The following is a 23,333-nucleotide window of genomic DNA, read 5'->3' on the forward strand; positions in this document are numbered from 1 at the left end:
GGCCTGTACAGTGGCTCGACGATGGTACTGGTCGCCCAACCGGAGCCGGAGCCGATGTTGAACGCCATCCAGGACAACGACGTGACCAACTTCGCGGGTGTCCCCGCGATGTACACGATGATGTTCCGGGAGTACCGCGAGAACCCCGAGGAGTACGACCTCTCGTCGCTGGATTCGGTCACCTGTGCGGCCGCCCCGCTGGCCGACGCGACCCGGCGGGAGATCATGGCGGAGTGGGACGTGCCGATGGTCGAAGGCTGGGGGATGACCGAGACCAGCCCCGCCGGGACCGTCGAGCCCAGCCGGGGAGTCCGGAAGGCGGCGGGCTGTGTCGGCCCCGTCCTGGACGGCGTGGAGATCAAGCTCGTCGATCCGGAGACACGCGAGACGAGGGTCTCGACCGACCAGCTGGAGCCGTTCCCCGACGACGACCTCGACTTCGAGGACGAGGCGAGCGTCACCGGCGAGATCGCGATCCGCGGCCCCAACGTCTTCGAGGGCTACTACGACCGCCCGGAGAAGAACGAACAGGTGTTCGACGACGAGGGCTACTTCTACACGAAAGACATCGCCCGCGTCGACGCGGACGGCTACTTTTGGATCGTCGACCGCGCCGACGACATGATCATCGCCGGCGGGGAGAATATCTACCCCGCCGAAGTCGAGGACGCCCTCTACGAACACCCCGACGTGGAAGAGGCCGCCGTCGTCGGCGCACCTCACGAAGTGAAGGGTGAAGCCCCCGTCGCGTACGTCGTCCTCGCCGAGGGGGCCGAGGTGAGCGAACAGGAACTCCGCGAGTTCACGCTCGATTACGTCCCGTCCTACGCCCACCCACGCCGGGTGTTCTTCGTGGACGAACTCCCGCGGAGCGCGACCCAGAAGGTCCAGCGGTACAAGCTAGAGGAGGAGACCGAGGACCGACTGAGCGAACCGCTTCGCTCCGAGGACGAGGATCTGTAGGCGAGACAGTCTCCGACAGATTTCGTTTCGGGAGTCACGCGGAGGCGCCCGAGTGGCGACCGACGGTCCCGGTTCCGATACTGAGCGAGATGTCGACTGTCTCCGCACCGCCCCTGAGGACCGGTCGTTTGCTCGCGCCGTCGTCCTCGAACTCGATCACTCCCAGTGACTCCAGTTCTTTCAGGTTCCGATGGACTTCCTTGTAGTCGCGGTCCACAGCCGCCGCAGTCTGACGAATACTATCGGGTCGGTCGTTCACGATGGCTTCCAGCAGCGTCAAATTCGACGTTCGTATGAGTCGTTCGCTCTCGCCGAAGTCCTCGAAGTTCAGGATGAACCGGGCATCCTGTTCGATCTCTCCGCCGCGCTCGCCGGTTTCCGCTTTTCGCAGACGGTCGCGCGCCGCATCGGCGTGTTCGTCGGCCTGTCCGAACGTGATTTTCAGCGTGTCCGTGGTCATGGTAGATCCTCGATTTCGGTCGTGAAACGGTCCCGGAGTGTCAGCATCCCCGGGAACTCGGTCTCCTCGATGCTGTCGGGCGTGTGTCGCTCGTGACGACCCGGCGTCTGGTTCTCGTTGTCGTATCGGAGAATGTGCCACGGCCGTCGGTGTACCCGTAGTGGAGCGCGTACCGATACCCAGTCGGGAACTTCGGATCGTCCGTCCGGTAGATTTTCCGACGGACGACTAAGTTACCGTCGCGGTCCTCGACGTCTTCGATGACCTCGCGGCCCATCTCGTACTATGATATTACCCCCATCATCTTGGACTATGGGATCATCACCATCACTTCCGCAGCCGCGTTCGGCCCGTCGCCGGGTAAGCATTTGCAGGGACTGAACAATCAAACCACGGATGCCGTACACGAGGGGTACCTAACTTCCCTCGACCAGCCGTCGCAACTGTTCGGGCGGGACGGCCCCGCGGGCGGCGTACCCGTCGTACCCGAACGTCGGCACGCCGCTGACGCCCTGATTTTTCGCGTCGTCGAACAGCGTGCGGACGCGCTCGCGGAGGTCGTCGTCGTCGAGGGCCGCGCGAACGTCGTCGGGGTCGACGCCGGCGTCGTCCGCGATGTCCGCCAGCACGTCGGGGTCACCGATGTCTCGCCCCTCCGTCCAGAGCGCCTGGAAGATGGCCCAGTCGAAGTCGAGCCACGCGTCGTAGTCGTACTCGTCGCGTACGCGAACGGACGCGATCTGTGCCGAAAGCGAGTCGATCTCCCGGCTCAGTTCCAGGTCCATCGCCACGTCGTACTGCTCCTGTAGTCGCCGGACGTTCTCGCGGGCCTGCTGGTAGTAGTCCTCGTCTTTCCCGTCGTCGACGTCGTGGTCGATGCTCCCGTCGGGGTTGCGCTTGCCGGCCCGGAGGTCGAAGGGGTGCCAGTCGATCACGAGGTCGTCCTCGCGCTCGTCCTGGTACTCCGCCAGCGAGTGCCGGCCGAGATAACAGAACGGGCAGACGTAGTCGGAGTAGACGGTGATTCGCTCGTCTGTCGTCGTATCGGACATGGCCCGTTGAGGGCCGGGAGACGGGAAAGGCGTGCGGTCCAGGGGCGAGTGAGTGACGAGCGGGTTCGGGACGAAATCACCGACGCGGAGTTCGAGACCCTCTGGGAGACCTTCGACGAGGGGGCGAGGACGCTGGGCGTCTCGGTCGTCACGGGCCACACCGGCCGATACGTCGGCTGTAACTACCCGATGGTCGGCGGTCGGACACCACTCGCGGTGGGCGATCCGGCGGACCTCGTGCGACCCGACGGGGCCCGGGCGGGCGACCGCATCGTCGTCACGAAAGGGCCGGTCGCCGACGCGGACGAGGTCGTCTCGAGGTCGGGACTGGTCGTTGACGGCGAAGAGAGACGTCACCCGGGGCGAAACCCCTTCTGGGCGGCTATGGAGGAGTACGCCGCGAAACGTTGATTACTGCTCTACCGTCGTGGCCGTGCTGGACTGTATCCACGCTGCCTTCTCGTCTCTGTCGTAGACGATCAGGTCGCCGTCCTCGGTTTCGAACTCGCCGTACTTTTCATCGGTCTCGGTATCGATCTGCTCTGCTGGTTCTGCCATTGTTGTGTTTGCGCACGACCGAGGCCTGTCTTCACACGCCGTCGGTTGTGTCCTACTCGTATGGGAGTCGTTGCCAAGTATAAGCATTGTGCTGAATGTTGTATGGAGTATTGTTAGCATATTAGGATGGATAAGGTCGTGACGCCCGCTCGCTGGCGGCACGCACCGCCAACGGCTTAGTGTGTCCCGGCCCGACTGGAGGGTATGAAACGACGAGCAGCACCGGAGTCGCGACCGGTCGCGCTGACCGTCGCGGGCAGTGATTCCGGCGGCGGCGCAGGCATTCAGGCGGACCTGAAGACAATGGAAGCCTGCGGGGCGTTCGGCACCAGTGCGGTCACGAGCGTCACGGCACAGAACACCCGCGGCGTCGAGGGAACTCATCTGCTCCCGGTCGCGGAGGTGGAGGCACAGCTCGACGCCGTCCTCGACGACTTCGACGTCGGGGCAGTCAAAACGGGGATGCTCGCGACTGCCGGAATCATCGACGCGGTCGAGGGGTACGCAGACCGCCTCCCGAACCTCGTGGTCGACCCCGTGATGGTCGCGGCTTCGGGTGACCGCCTGCTCGAACCGGAGGCGGAGTCGGCCTACGAGGGCCTGATCGAGGCGGCGACACTCGTGACGCCCAACGCCGACGAAGCGGCGGTGCTGACGGGGATCGAACCCGAGAGCGAACGCGAGATGCGGGCGGTAGGTATGGAACTGCGAGACCTCGGCGCGACCGCTGCGCTGGTCAAGGGTGGCCACGTGACCCTCGCCGACGGCGACCGGACGGACGAGGTCGTAGACGTGTTGGTGACAGCGGAAACGGTCGAGACGTTCCGGCATCCACGGGTCGAAACCGACGCGACTCACGGTTCGGGGTGTACGCTCTCGAGCGCCATCGCGGCCCAGTTGGCCCAGGGTGACGACCTCACGGCGGCCGTCGAGACGGGCATCGACCTGCTCGCGCGGGCCGTACGCTACCCGCTCGACGTGGGCGAGGGGCCGGGCAGTGTCCACCACGCGGTGGCGTTGCGGAACCGCGCCGCTCGGGAGCCGACCGCCGAGTGTGTGACCGAGGTCGTCGAGCGGTTCGTCGACCGCGACGTCTCGCCGCTGGTCCCCGAAATGGGCATGAACGTCGTGGGTGCGACGCCCTTCGCCGAACGGCCCGATGAAACCGCTGCTGTCGAAGGCAGAATAACCCGAACGGTCTCCGGTGTCCGGCCCAATCGCGGCGTTCGCTTCGGCGCGTCGAGTCAGGTCGCGCGCTTCCTGATCGCCTGCCGGGAGTTCGACGCCGCCCGGCGGTTCGCGGTGAGCTGTCGGTTCGACGACGACGTGGCGGCGGCGCTGTCCGTGCTGGACGGCGAGGTCGTGACGGTCGGTAAAGCGGCGACGGACAACCGAGAGGCGGCGGGCGGTTCGGTGAAGTCGGGCCAGCAGTGGACGGCAGAGACGGCCTACGAACGCGCCGACGGGTCGCCCGTCGCAGTCGTCAGTCAGGGCAGCGTGGGGAGGGAGCCGATACTGAAACTGTTGGCCGACGACGCCACGGAGTTAACCGAGCGGACGCTGGCGGTGCGGGGCGCTCTCGACACCACGTAGGCGGAAATATCCGGTATGTTTCGCTCGACCGAATCGCCCGTGCTGTCTGGGACATCGTCGACATCGGCAACGCGACGCTGACAGTCACGACCGACTGCACCGCCCACGCCGACCGGGGCCGCCTCCAGCAACTGTTCGAGAACGGCCTTTGCAACGCCGTGGAGCATGGCTCGATAGGCGACCAGAACGCTGCGAGTTCCAGTGATACCGGAGAGCAAGGCTCCACGCGCCCACAGCCACAGCCGTCGGAGGCTTCGGTTGAGCAGGGTGACCGGGGCGAGGAATCGACGGCGGCCGTCCCGGTCCGCGTCGGGTTGCTCTCCAACGACGACGGCCCTGGCGTCCCCGCCGACCAGCGTGATCACCGCTCCGAGTGTGGCACCTCCGGGCGCGACGGCAGGACGGAACTCGGCCTCGCGATCGTCAAGAACATCGCCGATGCCCACGACTGTCGGGTTCGCGTCGCCGACGACGGCCACACGAGCGGGGCGGGCGCGCGGTTCGAGGTCAGATCGGGCCGGGTCGCTACCGCGGCCGCTGTGGCAGGCGGACGCTGGACTCGCCGGGCCGGACCGTGACGCCGTCCGACTCACGGGAGTCCAGATAGTACGGACTGGACACCTCGACCTGAATTCCCAGCGTGTCGCTGGGTGAGACGAACCGCTGGAGGGTCGGGAACTCGAAGCTCGGGCGGGAGACGCCCGACCCTTCGATCCGGTACGCCTCACCGATACCGTTGATCGGGTCGCCGTTGCGCAACAGGTTGACGAAGAGTCGCGCTTCCGGGCCGTGTACGTCGACGGACAGGTCGATCCGTGGCGTACCGTACCACTCGGCGCGGTCGCGCACGTCCCAGGTGTAGGTGACGTTCGAGTCGTACCAGAAGCTCCACTGCTCGATGCGGTCGTCCCCGTTCGCGTCGGCGTTGCCGAGATTGTACGTGATGAACTCGGTGTCGTCCGGCGGAAATTGGTCCTCGGTTCGGAACTCCTCGCGTTGTTTGAGGTACGTGTTCGACTGTGAGATGTCGGTGCTCTCACCCCGGAGATGTCGGTCGAACCAACTGTTTACAAGCCCGTTCATGTATTTGCGCTGGTCTAACGGCACGGTGATCTCTTCTGGGGCGTGCCCGCCCTCGTAAAACGCCAGCCGCGACTCGACACCGCGGTCCTGGAGGGTCCGGTAGGTCCGGACGGCCTCGATGGGCTTGAACAGCGAGTCGTCCCACGCCTGCACGAGGAAGGTCGGCGTGTCGTAGTCCTCGAAGTACGGGAACGACCGGAGTTCGTTAGCTTCCAGAATCCCCGGTGGGAGGTCGTTGGTCCTGAGCGCCTGCTTGTACCAGTCGTACAGCCGTGGGTCGATGTTCGTGTCCGGCCCGATCAGGTTCGCGCTGATGCCGCCGAGTCCGAGCAGGAGCGACAGCCAGCCGATCTTGATGACGCCGTTCGGTGCCAGCGAGTACTGCAGGTCGTTCCAGGTGATCCGCGGCGCGACCGCGTCGATTCGGTCGTCGGCCGCCGCCGCGGATAGCTGGATGCCGCCGGCGTAGGAGACCCCGTCCATCCCAAGTTTCGGATCGTCGGTAGCGTCGAGCGCCACCTCCGGCCGGTTGGCCAGCCAGTCGACCAGCCGCTGGGCGTCTTTGATCTCGTTGGGCCCGTCGAGCCCGACGGTCCCCTCGGCGCCGCCGAACCCGCGCGAGTCGTAGGTCAGGACGTTGTAGCCTCGCTTCGCGTGGAACTTGGCCTTCGGTGCCGTTAGCGGCGACTGCCGGAACGCACCCCAGCCGTGGGTCATCAGCACGGCCGGTTGTGGCTCGTTCGCGTCCGGCGTGTACAGCGTTGCCGGTAGTTTCGTCCCGTCCCAGGAATCGATGGTGTAGTCTTCGGTCGTGATACCCGACTGAAACGACGCCGTCGCCGTCCCGGTCCCTGCGGCCAGCGCCGTCAGAGCCGCCCCCGAGGCCCCGAGGAATCGTCGACGGTTCATCCGCCCCACATCTGTACCCCGCTCGTCCGCATTGCGATTCGCTCCCATGATACGCATCGACAATCTTCAAAAAGAACCAAATTAAGTGTTTATATCTGCCTGTTATCTTCGGTATTTTATACGCGTGCTGGTGAAATATTCTGCAGGGAGCAGGGGGCAAAGAGTGCCAGTTGTGTCGGGGACGGAGCGGTCTGTGGACGCAACACTATCCGCGGTCGGACCCACAGCGTTTTATTCGGTGTCGCTCCCAGTCAGGGGTATGACAGAGGCGACGGGTATCGTCGGGGAGTTTCTCGCCCTCAAAGAGGAGACCGCGGCGGACCTGCTGGCGATGCAGTGTGGCGACTTCTACGAGTTCTTCGACGAGGACGCAGAGACCGTGGCCGACGAACTGGATCTGAAGGTATCACAGAAGTCCTCGCACGGCGCGTCGTATCCGATGGCGGGCGTCCCGGTCGACGACCTGACGCCGTACCTGACGGCGCTGGTCGAGCGCGGCTATCGGGTGGCGGTCGCGGACCAGCACGAGACCGACGACGGCCACGAGCGGGCCGTGACCCGTATCGTGACGCCGGGGACCCTGATCGAGACGCGTGACGACGACGCGCAGTACCTCACGGCGGTCGTCCGCGAGGGCGGCGGCTACGGCGTCGCCGCCGCGGACGTGACGACGGGGCAGTTTTTCGTCACCAGCGTCGACGGCGACGACGGCGACGACGGCGAGGGGGCGCTGCTGACGGAACTGTACAAGTTCGACCCCGCGGAGGTGCTGCCTGGCCCGGACGTGCGGGCCGACGAGGGCCTGCTGGAGCGAATTCGCGACCGGACGACGGCGACGCTGACGCTGCACGCCGCCGACGCCTTCGCCCCCGGACGAGCGCGCCACACCGTCGGCCAGCAGTTCGGGGACGATGCACTGGAGAGCGTCGGCGTCGACGACGAGGCGGCAATCCGGGCGGCTGGCGCGGTGCTGGCCTACGTCGAGGAGACGGGGCAGGGCGCGCTGGCCTCGGTCACCCGCCTGCAGACCTACAGCGGGAGCGACCACGTCGAACTGGACGCGACCACACAGCGCAACCTCGAACTCACCGAGACCATGCGGGGTGACCGGTCGGGTTCGCTCTTCTCGACCATCGACCACACCGTCACGAGCGCAGGTGGCCGCCTGTTGAGCCAGTGGCTCGTCCGACCCCGACGGTCCCGTGAGGAGTTGGAGCGGCGGCAGTCAGCAGTGGCCGCCCTCACGGGGGCCGCGATGGCCCGCGAGGAACTCCGGGACGTGCTGGACGGCGCGTACGACCTCGAACGGCTCGCGAGTCGGGCGGCGTCGGGCAGCGCCGACGCCAGCGACCTCCTGCGGATCGCCGACACACTCGCACTCCTGTCCCGGGCGGCCGACGTCGTCGACGGAACGAGTCGATTGGCGGAGTCGCCGCTGGCGGCGGTCGTCGACGGCGCCGACCGCGACGCGGCGGCTGCCCTCGCTACCGAACTGGACGCGGCACTGGCCGACGACCCGCCGGGAACCGTGACACAGGGTGGGCTCTTCCAGCGTGGGTACGACGACGACCTGGACGAACTCATCGAGAGACACGAGTCGGCCAGCGAGTGGATCGAGACGCTGGACGAGCGCGAGAAGCGCCGCCACGGCATCACGCATCTTCAGGTCGACCGGAACAAAACCGACGGCTACTACATCCAGGTCGGGAAGAGCGAGGCCAACGACGTGCCCGAGGCCTACGAGGCGGTCAAGACGCTCAAAAATTCCGAGCGATTCACCACTCCCGAGCTGGCGGAGAAAGAGCGCGAGGTGCTGCGGTTGGAGGAGAAACGGGGGGAACTGGAGTACGAACTGTTTCAGGAACTCAGAGCGCGGGTGGCCGACCGGGCGACGCTCTTACAGGACGTGGGTCGGGCGCTGGCGGAACTCGACGCGCTGGCGAGTCTGGCGACGCACGCCGTCCGCAACGACTGGACTCGTCCCGAGTTGGTCGCGGACCGGACACTGGACATCCGGCAGGGCCGCCACCCAGTCGTCGAGCAGACCACCTCGTTCGTCCCGAACGACCTGTCGATGGACAACGACCGGCGCTTTCTGCTCGTCACCGGCCCGAACATGAGCGGGAAGTCCACCTACATGCGCCAGGCGGCGCTGATCACACTGCTCGCACAGGTCGGCAGTTTCGTCCCCGCGGAGTCGGCGCGGGTGGGCCTGGTCGACGGCATCTTCACCCGTGTTGGCGCGCTCGACGAACTCGCACAGGGGCGTTCGACGTTCATGATCGAGATGCAGGAACTCTCGAACATCCTCCACTCCGCGACCGACGAGTCGCTGGTCATCCTGGACGAGGTGGGTCGCGGAACCGCCACCTACGACGGCATCAGTATCGCGTGGGCCGCGACGGAGTATCTCCACAACCAGGTGCGAGCGAAGACGCTCTTTGCGACGCACTATCACGAACTAACCGGGTTGGCGGACGAACTGCCGGCAGTCGAAAACGTCCACGTCGCGGCCGACGAGACAGGCGGCGAGGTGACGTTCCTCCGGACCGTGCGAGACGGGCCGACGGACCGCTCGTACGGGATTCACGTCGCCGACTTGGCGGGCGTGCCGGAACCCGTGGTCGACCGCTCACGGACGATACTGGACCGGCTCCGGCAGGACGAGGCCATCGATATCAAAGGCAGCGACACAGGGCGCAGCACGACACAGGCTGTCTTCGACCTGAACGCCGGCGACTTCGCCAGTGGTACTCACAGCGAGGACGGGTCCCAGGTGACAGCCGAAGACGACGCCACCATCGACCCGGAAACAGAGGACGTACTGTCGGACCTCGCCAGTCTCAACCTCGACGAAGTGCCGCCAGTAGAGCTACTGGCACGCGTTCAGGAGTGGCAGGACCGCATCGACGTGGAGTGAACAGGAGGGGTGATTCCGGGTGCGGTGGAGTGCAGGTCCGGTTCACCGGACCGGTCAGTCCGGGTCGGCCGCTTCGACGGCGATGTGGTCGCCGGTCTCGTTGACGTGCCCGATAGTTTCGGTGCAGTCCGGGCACTCAGCCCTCTGACGCTGGCTCGGTAACCGGTCTGGGACCGCCGTCTTGCCTCCACACGCCGGGCACGTCATCACCTCGCCCGGCGCGAAGGTAACGATGGCGTCGCCGTCGTCATTACCGTCCTCGTCAGCGCCATTTCCGTTGGTTTCCGCCGGCGCCGACGTGGCTGTGTCGGGTTGGGAACCGTCGTCGTCTTCGGACGCGGTCGTTGTTTCGTTGTTCTGTCTGGCACCGTCCGTTCGACTGCGTTCCGTCGCGATATTTGGACTCTGTCGACGTATCGCCGTCACCACACGACGGACCTCGCGAAGCGACGGCGAGATGTCCGTGGCTTCGTACTCCGTTTGCGATGTCGCGATCTCGATACCGGGTGCGACACCGTCAACGACGGAGACGCGCTGGACCTCGTCGTACGGGAGTGTGATCGTCCGCTCGTCGATCTGTCCGGTTCTTGCCTCGATTACGATGCGGTCTTGTCGCGCGGAGAACGACAGTCCGACCGCGTCGAGTGACACTGCTCCTGTCGATAGGACTCGGTTCGGTTCGGCGGCGTATGGGATAGTATCAGACATCACTGAACGTTCGGTGGTGGTTGCTGGTCACGACGAGACACTACACGGTGCCGGGGTCGCGCCGACCCCAGGCCAGGTTGTCAATCAGTCCTCTCTCGGTCACTGCTGGTCCTGCAGTTCGTCCATCATATCGTTGAAACTCGCGGCGAGTGCCGTCAGATTCGGATCGTCGACAGTCTCGTCGAGTCGCTGTGAGAAGTCACCGCTCGCCACGGCGTCCATCTGTGCGGACCACTCGCCAGCGACAGTTTCGAGTTCCCGTTCCCGCTCGACAGCTTCCTCGATGACCTCGGACCGGCCTTCCGTTCCGTCGCGGAAGGCCGCCAGCGCGCGGTACACTTCGCCGAACTCGTCGTCTCTGTTGGTCTCGAGGCGCGTATCGAACTCGCCTTCCTCGAGTTGTCGGGCCCTGGCAGCGACGATCTGCAACGCCGACAGCGCCTCGCGGCCCACGGAGGCGGCGACGAACAGCACTCCAACGATCAAGACGATCAGTATCGTCACGATACCCGACAGGAGGTCGGCCTGCAGCGACGACTCCAACTTCGGTGCGAGGCTGGTGTATATGTTGAGTGCCGCCACTGCGATAGCGCCGATTATTAAAGCCGTGCCGATTCCGAACTTCGTCGTGTACTGCGTTCGCGAGCGTGATGCTTCGGTCATTTTTTTCAGTGATGTTTGGATATCGTGCAATACTGGACCCGGTACTGTTCAGTCGTCGGCGGACCTGCTCACGGCCGACACGTCCCGGGAGACGAACTTGTTCAATTCGTACTGTCGCAACAGGATGATGGACATCAGACCCACCTTCGCGGTCAGATCAAGAACGACGACAGTAAAGTCGAGATCCGCCGCCTGTAACACTCCGGCACCGAGCGGACCGAGCAGGTAGATAAGCGGGTATATCGACCACACGGTCACGGTCAGGTCCCGGGTGCTGATGAAGAGGCTACGAGCGGTGCGTGATGCCCCGACCGACGCCTGCCCGAACGTCCGGACGAACAGGTAGACGAGGCCGACGAACAGGAGTAACGAGGCGCTGAAGGCGATCCATTGGAGCGGCCCTGAGAGGACGATGAACAGGTAGCCAAGGGCGATCATCAGGACGTTCATACCGACGGCGACGCTCCGCGTAGAGGAGTCAACGTCAGCGAGCAGTCCGATATAATACGTGATTATCGGCGTCGAAATCATCCAGTCCGCGAACCGTAGCAGTTCGATGTCGACGATGCCTGGAAGCAGTCCCAGAGCGGCGGCGGTCATCCCGAGGTATGCCGTCCCTGCGACGGCGGCGTGTACCGGTGGGAGGTAATAAAATGGCGAGCGGAGCGTGCCCCGTCTCGCTGCGAACCAGACGAAGAACACAATCGAAATAAAAAATATGCTCGCGCCGATACCGAACCAGACTGCTGAACCAACCATGGTGTGGAATACTACGTTTTGACGGGTGTAAATCTTGTTAAATCGCCGCCATACTCCTGCGCAGTTAGTTGGTAAAGAGAGTCAAAGTACTGTCTGGGCGCGTATTTAATATTACGTTTCCTCGACACTTTATTTTGTTCTTCGAATACTACACAAGAAAGTGACGACGGTCAACAGGGGGAAGAGTGGCTCAGTGTTTCGGCGCCGTTGGACGTCTTGGACTGTCGCTGCTACGACGGAGGTAGCCGGGGAGCGCTCGTCGTCGGGGCGCCCGTACCGTTCGGGGGCGTACACCTGCCGGTGACACAGCCCATCGACTAGACATCAGCCTTCCACCTGAGCTGTATGAGCCTTGGAGATTGCGTGGCTTGGCTGGACTCGCCGACAAGGTCGTGTACCGGTCCCGCGGTGTCCTAAGACCTGACAGGCCGGGCGCAACGGCGACGGTCAGGCGTAGTAACCGGAGCGGCCGCGATGCCGGAGTCGGGTCCGGCGGCCCGTCTCTCGGTTCGGGTGAGACTGCCATCGGAAAAAGAATTATGTAGTGTAGAGGCAGTTTCAGCCATAGTTCCACTGGGCGAGGAGCAGCGTATGCTGGTCGAGACGGCTTCGGAACTCGCTGAAAGCGAGCTCGCCGAGCGGGTCTACGAGTGGAACGGCGAGGCATCCTGGGAGAACCTGGAGTTGCTCGCCGACCGTGGCTTTCTGGGAAGCAACTTCGACGAGGCGCACGGCGGTGCGGGTCTTTCCGAGTTCGAGGCGCTGTTGCTCAACGAGGCCATCGGCCGGGTCTGTCCCGATACGGCGGCGTCTCTCAGTTCGATGCACATGACCGCGCCACGGACGGTCGACATGTTCGGCACCGAGACGGCCAAAGAGGAGTACCTGCCACCGCTGACCGAAGACGGGGATTTCGCCGCGATCTATATCTCGGAGCCGGAGGCTGTGTCCGACGTACACGCGATGAACACGGTGGTCGAGGAGCGCGATGGCAACCCCGTCGTCAACGGAGAGAAGGCGTGGGTCTCACGGTTCGAGGGCGCGTCGACCGGTGTGACGTGGGTGTAGTTTCCGGAGAGACTCGGCACCGGCACCGTCGACCTCGACGACCCTGGCGTCACAGTTAGCAATCACTGCAGGTCTGTGGCGCGAACGGTTGTCGGCAGGGTCACCCCTTAGAGTTTCTCTACCGACTCCAGCGCGGCTGGCGGTTGGCCGGCGGGACCGACGGGATTCAAAAGACACCGTCGCCCGCTGGCTCAAGCGCGATGGCGTCCCGACGGTCTTGGGCTGAGCCCACCGGACCGGCCGAAGCCTGGCCACCACTTATATATGCCCGATGTCTTGGAGGAGTGGGTTTAATTACGGCCAGCCACTGGACATGTTCAGTGATACATAGTGTCTGACGCGAGCATGGACGTGAACACGGCCGGGGAAAGTGCGGACACCGATGTCGACGCCGTCGTCATCGGCGCGGGCTTTTCGGGCCTGTACATGCTACACAAACTGCGCAAGCAGGGCCTGGACGTACGCGTCTACGAGAAAGGCGACGAAGTCGGCGGGACGTGGTACTGGAATCGCTATCCTGGTGCACGCTGTGACAGCGAGAGTCACATCTACTGTTACTCCTTCGACGGGGACCTCCACGAGGAGTGGGAGTGGAGCGAGCGCTACCCGGAACAGCCCGAGATTCTCGAGTATCTGCAGTGGGTGGCCGACCGGCTGGACCTGCGACGAAACATCGCGTTCGAGCGGGAGGTCACGTCGGCGACGTACGACGAGAGTTCGGACACCTGGAGCGTCGAGATGGCCGACGGGGAGCGCGTCTCGACGCGATACTTCATCACTGCGGTCGGCTGTCTCTCGAAGCCGTTCCGTCCGGATTTCGACGGTCGAGACGAGTTCGAGGGAGACTGGCACCACACGGCCCGGTGGCCCGAAGACGGGGTCGACTTCAGTGACAAACACGTCGGCGTCATCGGTACCGGTTCGACCGGCATCCAGTTCATCTCTGCTGTCGGCGGTCGGGCCGACCATCTGACGGTCTTCCAGCGGACGCCGAACTACGCGGTCCCGGCCCGGAACCGTCCACTCGAGGACGACAGGTACGAGGAGATCCGGGCGAACTACGACGACATCTGGGAGCGGGCGCGAGACTCCCGGCTGGGGATGCCGTTCGAGCACGAACACGAGACGGCATACGGTCTCTCGGAGGACGATATCAGGGAGGTTCTCGAAGAGCGCTGGCAGCAGGGTGGCTTCCGGTTTCTCCACACCTTCGAGCCCGGGTCCATCCTGTCGAATGCCGAACTCAACGAGACCGTCTCGGAGTTCATCAGAGAGAAAATCCGCGAGAAGGTCGACGACCCCGAGACCGCCGAGACACTCGTCCCGACGGACCACCCTTACGGGGCCAAGCGCCCGCCGATGGACTACAACGACTACTACGGAACGTTCAACCGCGACGATGTGTCGCTGGTCGACGTGGACGCGGCCCCCATCGAGCGGGTCACGGCCGGGGGTATCCGGACGACCGACGACCACTACGACTTGGACGTGCTCGTGTACGCGACCGGGTTCGACGCGATGACGGGTGCACTCCTGGCGTTGGACGTCGAGGGACCGAACGGCCGGACCCTCGAACAGAAGTGGAACGCCGGCCCGCGGACGTATCTCGGCCTCATGACCCACGGGTTCCCGAACCTGTTCACGATTACAGGGCCACAGAGTCCGTCCGTGCTGACCAACATGCCGATGGCGATCGAACAGCACGTCGAGTGGATCGCCGACTGCATCGGGTACATGGACGACCACGGCTACGACCGCATCGAGGCGAGCGAGGCCTCCGAAAACCAGTGGGTCCAGAACACCAACATGCTGGCCGAGAACATGCTGTTCTCCGAGGCCAAGTCCTGGTATCGCGGCGCGAACGTGCCCGGGAAGACGCAGGTGTTCACCCCCTTCCCCGGCGGCCTCGACAACTATCGGGAGATCTGTGCCCGGGTCGCCCGCGACGACTACGACGGCTTCGAGTTGGGTCGACCCAGTAGCTCGGCAGGCGACGCCGTGTCCGAAGCGGACGACTGAGGGGACCGTCGGGACCTCCGGTTCTTTGCTGGTGTTACCCGCAGGGCCGACGTGACCTACATCTACGCCAAACACGACATCGAGGAGCACGAGCGCTTGGAGCGCCACCACGAGGCAAACGCCGAGGCGCGGGCGACCCACGGCTCGCTCGGTACGCAGGCGTTTCGCCCGACCGACGACGGAGACACTGTGGTCGTCCTGCAGGAGGTCGTCGACGACCGACTGGCGGAGGCGCTTTCCTACGACGACTCCGAAGGGTTCGCCGAGACGCTCGACGAGGCGGGCGTCGTCTCGGTCACCGAGTCGGCCGTGCTGGAGAAAGTACACGAACAGGACGCCTGAGACGGCTCGCGACGGGAGCGAGCGATCCGGCGTCGCCACAGACCTGTCGGAACGCGTGAGGGGCACGGGTTTTTGTACTTCAGGTGCGTCTCTATCCAGAACAGCGTCGAGAGACGCGAGAGGATTGCGAACGAATGAGTCGAGACAACTCCGGAGATAGTTCGGCCGAGTCGCCGTTCCGGTCGCTCGCCAGCGACCCGGAACTCGTCCAGTCGCTGATCGGGGCCGCCGACACTGGCGTCCTCGTCACCGACGCCGACGGCACTGTGAGCTGGGTCGCCGACTGCGTCGGCGAGTACTTCGGCTTCGACACCGAGGAGGCCATCGGGGCCGAGCGTGCGGCGGTGCTCGAATCACGGATCAAGCCCCGGGTGGAGGAGCCGGCCCGGCTCCCCCCGTCTGCCAGCAGCGAGTGTGGGCCTGGTGGCGTCGACTGTCACGTGCTGGCGACCGACACCTGTCGAGAGCGGTGGGTTCAGTATCACGGTCACGAGGTATCGGCTGGACCACTCGCCGGCGGTCGAGTCGACCAGTTCGTCGACGTGACCGAACAGCACCGCTCGGATCGACGTGTACCCGACCAGCGATACGAGACGGTGCTCGACTACTTTCCGAACGGTGCGATCACACTGGTCGACGAGTCGTTTCGATACCGACTCGCCCGTGGCGAGTTGTTCGACAGGTTGCCGGAGGTGCCGGAGAGCGTCGAGGGCGCGAAGGTGAGTGACCTCACGTCGGGCGACCGGGACGAGTTCGTGGAGGCGTACCACCGAACGCTCGACGGCGAGTCGGTGACGACCGAAACGACGGTCGACGACCGTGTCCTCGTCCATCGGACACATCCGGTGTCCGACGACGACGGGAACGTCCGGGCGGCCATCGGGGTGACGCAGGACATCACCGAGCAGGAGGCCCGCGAGCGGGAGTTGCGCGAGACGAAACAGCGGTTGCACATCGCGCTCGAAGAGACCGAGACCGGTGTCTGGGTGCTCGAGGACGGCGACACTGTGGGGCCTTTCAGGACGATCACCGAACTGTTCGGCGTCGATCCGGACGCCGACAGCCTCGAGCGGTACGTCGAACGAATCCACCCGGCCGACCGACAGGCGGTGGCGGAGCAGATACGGACCGCGCGGGAAGACGGGGAACGATTCGACGTGGAGTTCAGAGTGCAGACAGAGGACTGTGAGCGCTGGATCTACGGTCGGGGCAAGGTACTCGGCGACACGGACGGTCGGCGGATTGTCGGCGTCACGACGGACATCACCGATCGCAAGCGACGGGAGCAGGTACTGGAGAAGCGCGAGCGGATCCTCCGAGAGCTGCACACGGCGACGCGTGAGTTCCACCCACCGAGTTCGTTCCCGGTGATCGCCGAGTTTCTCGTGGAATTCGTCGAGCGCGCCTTCGGGTTCGGGTACGTCAGCGTCAAGCGGTTCGACGAGGGGGCCGGGTGTCTCCAGCCGGCAGCCCGGTCGTCGTCGGTCGACGCGCCCGTTGCACCGGGTCCCGTCGACCCGGGACCGAACCCGATCTGGGAGGCCTACCGGAACGGCGAGTCACGGATCGTCGACGGTCGGAAGATCCAAGAGGACACTGACATGGCGATGAATCAGGCGCTGATCGTTCCCATCGGTGACTTCGGGGTGACGTTAGCGTGTACGACCGGTGAGCGAGCGTTCGACGACGTGGACCAGGACCTCATCGAGGTGGTGGCGGCGAACGCCGAATCCGCCTTCCAGCGCCACCACAGCGACCGAGTCCGGTCCGAGATCACGGAGGAGCTGTCAACTCAGCAGACGAAAGTCGACGAGTTGAAACGGGTCATCGACGTGATCCAGGGGGTCCAGCGGCGGATCGCTGACAGCGAGAGCCAGGAGGCGCTGGACGCTGGCGTGTGTGAAGAACTCTCCCGGACGGAAGCGGTCGATTTCGTCTGGGTTGGACGACCGAAGGGGCAGGACGCGGATCTCGACCCGGTGGCGTGGGCGGGCGAGGACGGCAGGTATCTCGATTCAATCGGGACCGCTGAGACGGACAGTCCGGTGCCCGCACAGCGGGCGGCGACGAGTCACGAGCCGTACAGGTGCTCGAACATCTCCGAGCGCGTCATCGACGAGCCCTGGGCGAAAGAAGCGCTTTCCGTCGAGTTCAGATCGGTCGTGTGCATTCCACTGGTGTACGACGACGTGCTCTACGGGGTGCTGACGGCGTACTCACGGACCGACGAGGCGTTCGGACAGCTGTACGAGGATTTCCTGACCGACATCGCGTCGCTGATGTCGAACTACAGTCGGATTCTCGACAATCGCTACGAGGGCTCGAAGCGAGGGTTCACCGAACTCGAGTTCTCGCTGTCCGACGAGACCTACCCGCTGCAACGGCTCGCGGCCGAGACCGACGCGGCAATCCGGTACGACACGGTCGCCGAGAGTGCGACCGACGCGGTTCGCAGTCTCGTGACCGTCGAGCGTGGCGACGCCGAACAGGTACTCGAAGCGGCGCGGTCGACCGCCAGTATCGTCGACGCCGAATGGTTCGGCACCGTCGAACACGGACAGTTGAGTCTGTGGATCACGAAGCCGTTTCTCGCATCGGACATCGTCAAACACGGCGGGCGACTGCTCGAGTCGACGGCGACAGCCGACGGGACGACGGTCCGCGTCGCGTTACCCACGACCGCGTCCCCGCGGCCGCTGCTGGATTCGCTCACGTCGCGCTACCCGGACATCGATCTCCTCGCACGGCGCCAGACGACAAGCCCGGACGGTCCCGAAACGGCGACGATCGCGGACCGCCTGACGGATCGACAGCACGAGATTCTCAACGCGGCCTACCACGGCGGCTACTACGAGACGCCCCGCAAAGTGACCGGCGAAGACCTCGCGGAGAGTTTCGACATCTCCAGCCCCGCGGTCTACAATCACCTGCAGGCTGCACACCGGACGCTACTTGAGACGGTCTTCGGCCCGGCGGACAGTTTTCGCTTCTGAGAACGAGGGGTTAGACACCTAATCCCCGCTCGGCGGGTAGCGGTTAACCTGCTAGTACATCGTTTGAGGTGAATGGCTGGTGGATTTCGGGTATGCGTCTGCTCGAACGCCTCAAGGTCGATACGCTCGATCTCCGGCCAAAGTTGCTCGCGGCGTTTTTGATCGTCGCCCTGCTGGTCGGCGTGACGGGACTGCTCGGGTACCAGAGCGTCACCGAACTCGACCACGAAATACACGTCGTCGGGCAGGACGGGATGGATATGGACCACGCCGCGGAGATGCTCGTCGCCATCGAGCAACAACAGGTAGCCGTACAGTCGGCGGAACTCGGTCGGTCGGGGGCGCGCGAGGAATTCGACAACGCCACGGCACACTTCCAGGACGTCTCGGCGAACATGGACGTCAGCGGGGAGCAACAGGCACGACTCGACGAGTTACGGGAGACACACGAGGAATACAACCGGCTCGCAGGCGAGTTCTTCGATGCGAAAGCGGCGGGCAACAGCGAGCTCGCGGACCGGAAGGTAGCCGAGATGGACCGGCTCCGGCAGGACATGGAGACGCAGGGCCACGAGATCGAACGCGCGGCCCAGGCGGACATGGAGGCACAGATCGCGGCTGCCGACAGCACCGCACAGACGACGAAGCTGGAACTGCTCGGGCTCACGGTCATCGCGTTGCTCACAGCGCTCGGGATCGGCGTTCTCCTCGACCGTCACGTCACGCCACCGCTCGACCGGCTGGCCGAGTCCGCTGTGGCCATCAGCGAGGGGAACCTCGACACCGAGAACCAGGAGCGTGAGATGGACGACGAAATTGGACGGATGGTGGACGCGTTCGGCGACATGGAGTGCATCCTCGACGGCGTGTTCACGGATCTGCGTGCAGTCAGCAGCGGCCTCGAAACCGGGACGCTACGACAGGATATCGATACCGACCATCCCGGGACGTACGGTGACATCATGACGAGTCTGGACGACGGGACCGACCAGCTCACCGGGAGTTTCGACGAGATCGAAGCCGCCAGCGAGGCGTTCCGGCAGGGGCGTCTCGACCAGTCCGTCGACACCGACCGGCCCGGCCGATACGGCGCGGTGCTCGCGGACTTCTCGCGCGGGACCGACCGGCTGTCCGAGAGTTTCGAGCAGATCTCGCGGGCCAGTGACGACCTGAAACGGGGCCGGCTCGACCAGACCATCGATACCGATCACCCCGGCGAGTACGGGCGAGTCCTCGAAGACTTCGCCGAGGGCGTCGAGCGGTTGCGAACCAGCATCAGTAGCGTCCAGGCCATCGCGGACGAGGTGGCACAGTCGAGCGAGCAGGTGTCGGCCAGTGCCGAGGAGGTCGAGGCCGCCAGCGAGGACGTCGCCGAGTCGATCGAAGAGATCTCACAGGGTACCGACCGCCAGAGCGACCAGCTTCAGACGGTCGCCAGCGAGATGAACGACGTGTCGGCGACCGTCGAGGAGATCGCCTCCTCGGCCGAGGAGGTGTCTTCGACGGCAGGGACGGCCGTCGAACACGGCGAGACCGGGCGAGAACACGCGGCCACCGCGACGGCCGAGATCGAGGCCATCGAGTCACAGGCCGAACGCGCCACCCGAAAAGTCGAGACGCTCGACGACGAGATGGCCGAGATCGGGGAAGTCGTCGACCTGATCGCCGACATCGCAGAACAGACGAACATCCTGGCGCTGAACGCCTCCATCGAGGCCGCCCGCGCCGGCGAAGCCGGTGAGGGCTTCGGCGTCGTCGCCAACGAGATCAAGACCCTCGCGGGCGAGGCGGGCGACGCGACCGCCAGGATCGAGAGCCGTATCGAGGCGATCCAGGAGACGACCGGCGAAACGGTCGACGGTATCGAGGAGATGACCGAACGCGTCCGGACCGGTGCCGACACGATACAGAACGCCGTTCAGATGTTCGACGAGATCGCCACGGCCGTCGAGGAAGCCGAACGCGGCATCACGGAGATCGGCAACGCGACGGACGATCAGGCGGCCTCGGCCGAGGAGGTCGTCTCGATGGTCGACGAGGTTTCGACCGTCAGCGAGCAGACTGCCGCGGAAGCGACGAACGTGTCCGCCGCGTCCGAGGAGCAGGCGTCGTCGCTGTCGGAGGCGGCGGCGAGCATCGAACAGCTGTCCCAGCTCGCGGCGGGACTCCACGACGACGTCGCGGACTTCGAGGTCGGCGACGACGAGGACGGATCGCCGGCAGCGACCACGGCCGACGCCACCGAGCAGGTCGAACCGACCGAAGAGTCCGATTCGGGACCGACCACCGCCGACAGTGGCACCGCTCCCACAGCCGAGACCGACGGTGGCTCGAGCGCGTCCCACGATCCGACGACCGAGTCCGGTCGCTGACACCGGCGGCGGTGCGGCCACCGCCTGTGTCCCCCACAGCTTTTACTCGTCGCTGTCACGAGGCGGCAATGACCGGACCGCTTCGTTCGCTGTCGGCCTACGGGGACGCCGCGCGCCTGGTCGACGGCCGCCGACTCCGTGGGCTGGTCCGTGCGCTCCGCTACGACGTGGAACAGCACGAGCCGCCCGACACGCCCGACGCTGAGCTGGTCGCCGTCGCACGGGGGGCGTTCGAGTCGGTCGACGACGCCACCGAGCGGCTGCGCCGACTCGAAACGTTGCTGCGGGACCGGAGCGACCGGCGGGCGGTCTTCCTGACGATCTACACACGCATGACCGAACGGGTCCAGTCGCGGATCGCGGGCGGCGGGTTCGCCAATCCGGAGTGGATGCGCGCCTACACGGCGACGTTCACGAACTACTACCGGCGGGCGTTTCTGGCCTTCGAGCGCGGCGAACTCGGGGCCGTCCCGGACCCGTGGCGGATCGGCTTTAGCACCGCGATCCGCGGTGACGCCCTCGTGATACAGGATGCCTTCCTGGGCATCAATGCCCACATCAACTACGATCTGGCGCTCACGCTCCGGGACGTGGGGATCGACGCCGACCGGGAGTCGAAGCTGGCCGATCACCGCGCGGTGAACGAGGTGCTGGCCCGACTGGTGGACGCCCAGCAGACCGCGCTGGCCGAGCTGTACGCGGCTGGCGTCGCCGACGTGGACGCCGCCTTCGGCCGGCTGGACGAACGGCTCTCCCTGGTCGGACTCAGAGCGGCCCGCGAGCAGGCCTGGCGGGTCGCAGTCGTCCTCACCGACGTGGGAGTCTCGCCGGTCGCGTCGCTGGCGCAGTGGGTCCTCCGAGCGTCGGCGACCGGTGGGGCCGCGTTCGTCCTCGGGCCGTCGCTCGATCCGGACCTGCTGGCGCAGTTGCGGGCGTTCGAGCGGGAGGGCGTCGATCCGGACGACGTGCTGGATCGGCTGGGGGCGCGACTAGACGAGGTCGTGTAATACACCGGAAGTGGCCGTCAGTCGGCCGCGTCTGGCAGCCGGACAGTCAGCACGGGGATTGAGGTCGTCCGGACGAGTTTCTCCGCGACGCTCCCCAGTAGGTACCGGTCCAGCCCGCTCCGGCCGTGGGTCCCCATCACGATCAGGTCGATTCGCTCGTCCTCGGCGTAGGATTCGATCGCGTCGTGTGCTCGCCCCTCCAGTACGGCCGTCGGTGTGTCCTCGACGCCGACCTCGCTCGCGGCGTCCGCGATCGTCTCGACGGCCGTTTGAGCGCGCTCCTGGAGCTGGTCCATGGCGGCGTCGAACTGCACGTCGCGGGCCATCGCGCCGGTGTCGACGACCGATAGCGCGTGTAGAGCCGCGTCGTAGGTCGTCGCGAGGTCGGTCGCACAGTCGACGGCCACGCCGGCACCGTCGCTCCCGTCGGTCGGGACGAGGACTCGCTCGTAGGGGACGGCTCCCACGTCGACCGCCGCGGGGTGGACGCTCAGGACGGGCACGTCTGACAGCCGGACGACCTTCTCGGCGACGCTCCCCAGCAGATAGCGGCGTACACCGGTCCGACCGTGGGTCCCCATCACGATCAGGTCCAGCCCAGACTCGTCGGCGTAATCGACGATCTCCTCGCTGGGGACCCCGGACCGGACGGCCGTCTCGGGCGTCGGGTCGGCCTCGAGGTCGTCGAGGGTCGCATCCAGTTCCGCCCGTACCGTCGCCGTGCGCTCGTCGGTCTCGGAGCTACTGCCGAGTTCGCGCGTGTCGACGACGCTGAGGGCAGTGAGAGTCGCGTCGTACCGGGACGCGAGGTCGGCGGCCTGTTCGAGCGCCCGCCGCGCCGGGTCGCTGCGGTCTGTCGGCACGAGAATCCGTTCGAACATCGTCCGAACCTATTGGGCGGCAGTCGTATAGCTCCCGGCGTCGTCGGTCCCCGGCCGACGGGGGACGGTGTGCCGTCGGGCCGCTGGACGGGTTCAACGGCGAACCGTTACTGGAGGCCGAGGTCGTGTTGCATCGAGTTGCCGGGGCGGGGAACGCCCTTGACCGTGACCGTCTCGCCGGTCATGAAGGCAGCAGCAGGCGAGACGAGGAACTGCACCACGTCGGCGATGTCCTCGCCGTGGCCGATGCGGCGGTCGGCCTGCTCCCGTGGGGGCATGTCCTCGCTGTCGATACCGAGTGTCTCCGCGACCCCTGGCGTCTGGATCAGGCCGGGTGCGACGCAGTTGACTCGGATGCCGTCGTCGGCCCACTCGGTTGCGACGGTCTCCGTGAGATGGATGATCCCCGCCTTCGCCGTCGCGTAGTGGCTCTCGTTGGGCGCGGGATGCTGGCCGTTGACACTCGCCACGTTGACGACTGTTCCCCCACCGTCCTCCCGCATCACCTCGCCGGCGACCTGCATTCCGTGGACCGTCCCCATCACGTTCAGGTCGAGAATGGAGTCGAAGCCGTTGGGCGAGATGTCCTCGAAGGGCGCGACGAACTCCCCACCGGCGTTGTTGACCACGATGTCGAGGCCGCCGAACTCCTCGACGACCGTCGCGAAGAACGCCTCCATCTGTTCGCGCTCGCGGACGTTACACTCCACCGCGAGGGCCTCGCCGTCGGCGTCGCTGTCGTTGATCTCGTCGGCGACGGGGCCGACGCGATCCATCTCCCGTGAGCAGATGCCCACGTCGGCACCGCCAGCCGCGAGCGTCTCCGCGATCGAACGACCGATTCCCTGACTCGCACCGGTGACGATGGCCGTCTCGCCGGCCACGCCGAAGTCTGCTTCGTGCATCGGCGGATGGGCGAGCGCGAGCGAAATGATTCTACCGGTGGCTTTCGGCGCGGAACCCGGTCGAACGAACGGCCCCGG

At 65.5% G+C, this 23,333-nt stretch carries 20 protein-coding genes and 1 pseudogene; 11 read left to right on the forward strand and 10 right to left on the reverse strand.

Annotated features, from left to right (window positions below):
* The coding region (locus Q0964_RS05600; RefSeq protein ID WP_299264544.1) for a class I adenylate-forming enzyme family protein at positions 1-963 on the forward strand (963 nt) is incomplete at its 5' end.
* A 34-nt stretch (positions 964-997) separates the two neighbouring features.
* Here Q0964_RS05600 and Q0964_RS05605 read toward each other — a convergent pair.
* From Q0964_RS05605 to Q0964_RS05610, 3 genes and pseudogenes are all read right to left on the reverse strand, one after another.
* Positions 998-1,423 (reverse strand): HVO_A0114 family putative DNA-binding protein, encoded by a 426-nt coding sequence (locus tag Q0964_RS05605; RefSeq protein ID WP_299264546.1) that lies wholly within the window; start codon positions 1,421-1,423, stop codon positions 998-1,000.
* Positions 1,420-1,700: pseudogene (locus tag Q0964_RS18305) on the reverse strand (toxin-antitoxin system TumE family protein). Before Q0964_RS18305 ends, Q0964_RS05605 begins: the two are co-directional and overlap by 4 nt.
* Before the next feature lie 139 nt (positions 1,701-1,839).
* Positions 1,840-2,475: a DsbA family oxidoreductase gene (locus Q0964_RS05610; RefSeq protein ID WP_299264548.1), complete on the reverse strand. Its 636-nt coding sequence runs from the start codon at positions 2,473-2,475 to the stop codon at positions 1,840-1,842.
* 48 nt (positions 2,476-2,523) lie between these two features.
* On the opposite strand from Q0964_RS05610, the gene Q0964_RS05615 reads away from it, so the two are divergent.
* Positions 2,524-2,886 carry an AIR synthase family protein gene (locus Q0964_RS05615; protein ID WP_414652133.1) on the forward strand — a complete coding sequence of 121 codons (363 nt, stop codon included), beginning with the start codon at positions 2,524-2,526 and terminating at the stop codon, positions 2,884-2,886.
* Here the strand turns inward: Q0964_RS05615 and Q0964_RS05620 are convergent, their stop codons facing one another.
* Entirely contained in the window at positions 2,887-3,033 is a 147-nt protein-coding gene (locus Q0964_RS05620) for a DUF7331 family protein (protein WP_299264550.1), read from the reverse strand. It lies immediately after the preceding gene.
* Positions 3,034-3,237: 204 nt separating this feature from the next.
* Here Q0964_RS05620 and thiD point away from each other — a divergent pair, with 204 nt between their 5' ends.
* Positions 3,238-4,626, forward strand: a complete 1,389-nt coding sequence (gene thiD / locus Q0964_RS05625; protein WP_299264553.1) for a bifunctional hydroxymethylpyrimidine kinase/phosphomethylpyrimidine kinase — start codon at positions 3,238-3,240, stop codon at positions 4,624-4,626.
* A 77-nt stretch (positions 4,627-4,703) separates the two neighbouring features.
* Positions 4,704-5,204: an ATP-binding protein gene (locus tag Q0964_RS05630; RefSeq protein ID WP_299264591.1), complete on the forward strand. Its 501-nt coding sequence runs from the start codon at positions 4,704-4,706 to the stop codon at positions 5,202-5,204.
* On the opposite strand, the gene Q0964_RS05635 is transcribed toward Q0964_RS05630, so the two are convergent.
* Positions 5,152-6,675 (reverse strand): alpha/beta hydrolase family protein, encoded by a 1,524-nt coding sequence (locus Q0964_RS05635; protein ID WP_299264555.1) that lies wholly within the window; start codon positions 6,673-6,675, stop codon positions 5,152-5,154. The two genes, Q0964_RS05630 and Q0964_RS05635, sit on opposite strands and share 53 nt — an antisense overlap.
* A 202-nt stretch (positions 6,676-6,877) precedes the next feature.
* Here Q0964_RS05635 and mutS point away from each other — a divergent pair, with 202 nt between their 5' ends.
* A complete protein-coding gene (mutS, locus tag Q0964_RS05640) occupies positions 6,878-9,538 on the forward strand; it encodes a DNA mismatch repair protein MutS (RefSeq protein ID WP_299264558.1) in 2,661 nt (886 codons plus the stop codon).
* 54 nt (positions 9,539-9,592) lie between these two features.
* Here the strand turns inward: mutS and Q0964_RS05645 are convergent, their stop codons facing one another.
* The 3 genes from Q0964_RS05645 to Q0964_RS05655 all read right to left on the reverse strand — a co-directional run bounded on the left by Q0964_RS05645 (position 9,593) and on the right by Q0964_RS05655 (position 11,668).
* On the reverse strand, positions 9,593-10,246 hold the full coding sequence (locus tag Q0964_RS05645) for a hypothetical protein (protein WP_299264561.1): 654 nt from the start codon (positions 10,244-10,246) through the stop codon (positions 9,593-9,595).
* Between the two features lie 99 nt (positions 10,247-10,345).
* Positions 10,346-10,909 carry a HAMP domain-containing protein gene (locus Q0964_RS05650; RefSeq protein ID WP_299264564.1) on the reverse strand — a complete coding sequence of 188 codons (564 nt, stop codon included), beginning with the start codon at positions 10,907-10,909 and terminating at the stop codon, positions 10,346-10,348.
* A 48-nt stretch (positions 10,910-10,957) separates the two neighbouring features.
* Positions 10,958-11,668: a bacteriorhodopsin gene (locus tag Q0964_RS05655; RefSeq protein ID WP_299264567.1), complete on the reverse strand. Its 711-nt coding sequence runs from the start codon at positions 11,666-11,668 to the stop codon at positions 10,958-10,960.
* 591 nt (positions 11,669-12,259) lie between these two features.
* Between Q0964_RS05655 and Q0964_RS05660 the strand changes: the two genes are divergently transcribed.
* The 6 genes from Q0964_RS05660 (at position 12,260) to Q0964_RS05685 (ending at position 21,469) form a co-directional block, all read left to right on the forward strand.
* A complete protein-coding gene (locus tag Q0964_RS05660) occupies positions 12,260-12,736 on the forward strand; it encodes an acyl-CoA dehydrogenase family protein (RefSeq protein WP_299264569.1) in 477 nt (158 codons plus the stop codon).
* Positions 12,737-13,066: 330 nt separating this feature from the next.
* Positions 13,067-14,755 (forward strand): flavin-containing monooxygenase, encoded by a 1,689-nt coding sequence (locus Q0964_RS05665; protein ID WP_299264572.1) that lies wholly within the window; start codon positions 13,067-13,069, stop codon positions 14,753-14,755.
* Between the two features lie 51 nt (positions 14,756-14,806).
* A complete protein-coding gene (locus Q0964_RS05670; RefSeq protein WP_299264574.1) occupies positions 14,807-15,097 on the forward strand; it encodes a hypothetical protein in 291 nt (96 codons plus the stop codon).
* A gap of 134 nt (positions 15,098-15,231) precedes the next feature.
* Entirely contained in the window at positions 15,232-18,090 is a 2,859-nt protein-coding gene (locus tag Q0964_RS05675) for a bacterio-opsin activator domain-containing protein (RefSeq protein WP_299264577.1), read from the forward strand.
* A gap of 92 nt (positions 18,091-18,182) precedes the next feature.
* Positions 18,183-20,462 carry a methyl-accepting chemotaxis protein gene (locus tag Q0964_RS05680; protein ID WP_299264580.1) on the forward strand — a complete coding sequence of 760 codons (2,280 nt, stop codon included), beginning with the start codon at positions 18,183-18,185 and terminating at the stop codon, positions 20,460-20,462.
* A gap of 68 nt (positions 20,463-20,530) precedes the next feature.
* Entirely contained in the window at positions 20,531-21,469 is a 939-nt protein-coding gene (locus tag Q0964_RS05685; RefSeq protein WP_299264583.1) for a DUF5995 family protein, read from the forward strand.
* 17 nt (positions 21,470-21,486) lie between these two features.
* Here Q0964_RS05685 and Q0964_RS05690 read toward each other — a convergent pair whose 3' ends face one another.
* Together Q0964_RS05690 and Q0964_RS05695 are read right to left on the reverse strand one after the other, a co-directional pair.
* On the reverse strand, positions 21,487-22,350 hold the full coding sequence (locus Q0964_RS05690) for a universal stress protein (RefSeq protein WP_299264586.1): 864 nt from the start codon (positions 22,348-22,350) through the stop codon (positions 21,487-21,489).
* A gap of 107 nt (positions 22,351-22,457) precedes the next feature.
* Positions 22,458-23,255, reverse strand: coding sequence for an SDR family NAD(P)-dependent oxidoreductase (locus tag Q0964_RS05695; RefSeq protein WP_299264588.1), 798 nt, complete (start codon positions 23,253-23,255; stop codon positions 22,458-22,460).
* Positions 23,256-23,333: the final 78 nt, after the last annotated feature.

The sequence above is a fragment of the Halorientalis sp. genome, assembly GCF_028275115.1.
Lineage (GTDB): Archaea > Halobacteriota > Halobacteria > Halobacteriales > Haloarculaceae > Halorientalis.

Excerpts from the sequence above, each read along its gene's own strand:
- Q0964_RS05605 (WP_299264546.1), bottom strand. The coding sequence starts at position 1,423 with ATGACCACGGACACGCTGAAAATCACGTTCGGACAGGCCGACGAACAC.
- Q0964_RS05610 (WP_299264548.1), bottom strand. The coding sequence starts at position 2,475 with ATGTCCGATACGACGACAGACGAGCGAATCACCGTCTACTCCGACTAC.
- Q0964_RS05620 (WP_299264550.1), bottom strand. The coding sequence starts at position 3,033 with ATGGCAGAACCAGCAGAGCAGATCGATACCGAGACCGATGAAAAGTAC.
- thiD (WP_299264553.1), top strand. The coding sequence starts at position 3,238 with ATGAAACGACGAGCAGCACCGGAGTCGCGACCGGTCGCGCTGACCGTC.
- Q0964_RS05635 (WP_299264555.1), bottom strand. The coding sequence starts at position 6,675 with ATGCGTATCATGGGAGCGAATCGCAATGCGGACGAGCGGGGTACAGAT.
- mutS (WP_299264558.1), top strand. The coding sequence starts at position 6,878 with ATGACAGAGGCGACGGGTATCGTCGGGGAGTTTCTCGCCCTCAAAGAG.
- Q0964_RS05645 (WP_299264561.1), bottom strand. The coding sequence starts at position 10,246 with ATGTCTGATACTATCCCATACGCCGCCGAACCGAACCGAGTCCTATCG.
- Q0964_RS05650 (WP_299264564.1), bottom strand. The coding sequence starts at position 10,909 with ATGACCGAAGCATCACGCTCGCGAACGCAGTACACGACGAAGTTCGGA.
- Q0964_RS05655 (WP_299264567.1), bottom strand. The coding sequence starts at position 11,668 with ATGGTTGGTTCAGCAGTCTGGTTCGGTATCGGCGCGAGCATATTTTTT.
- Q0964_RS05660 (WP_299264569.1), top strand. The coding sequence starts at position 12,260 with ATGCTGGTCGAGACGGCTTCGGAACTCGCTGAAAGCGAGCTCGCCGAG.
- Q0964_RS05675 (WP_299264577.1), top strand. The coding sequence starts at position 15,232 with ATGAGTCGAGACAACTCCGGAGATAGTTCGGCCGAGTCGCCGTTCCGG.
- Q0964_RS05680 (WP_299264580.1), top strand. The coding sequence starts at position 18,183 with ATGCGTCTGCTCGAACGCCTCAAGGTCGATACGCTCGATCTCCGGCCA.
- Q0964_RS05685 (WP_299264583.1), top strand. The coding sequence starts at position 20,531 with ATGACCGGACCGCTTCGTTCGCTGTCGGCCTACGGGGACGCCGCGCGC.
- Q0964_RS05690 (WP_299264586.1), bottom strand. The coding sequence starts at position 22,350 with ATGTTCGAACGGATTCTCGTGCCGACAGACCGCAGCGACCCGGCGCGG.
- Q0964_RS05695 (WP_299264588.1), bottom strand. The coding sequence starts at position 23,255 with ATGCACGAAGCAGACTTCGGCGTGGCCGGCGAGACGGCCATCGTCACC.